Consider the following 218-nt stretch of genomic DNA (forward strand, 5'->3'; position numbering starts at 1 on the left):
GGCAGCGAAGGGGTTGATCTCGATGTAGTCCCACTCCATGGCGTCGGTCAGGCTGGTGAGCCCGGTCTGCAGGCTGTAGAAGATCAACAGCATCAGCACCAGGTCGGGCACCCCGCGGATCAGCGTGGTGTAGAGCTGCGCGGGGATGCGTAGCAGCGGCAGCGCGGAGAGCTTGGCGCTGGCGCCGAGCAGGCCCAGGCCGACGCTGACCAGCAGCG

1 pseudogene is annotated in these 218 nt (G+C 67.4%); it reads right to left on the reverse strand.

What is annotated here, in order from left to right:
* Positions 1-218 (reverse strand): annotated as a pseudogene (locus tag RRF55_RS28950) (amino acid ABC transporter permease); the annotation flags it as partial.

Origin of the sequence: Klebsiella sp. K47 (assembly GCF_051858335.1) — a bacterium.
Lineage (GTDB): Bacteria > Pseudomonadota > Gammaproteobacteria > Enterobacterales > Enterobacteriaceae > Klebsiella > Klebsiella pneumoniae.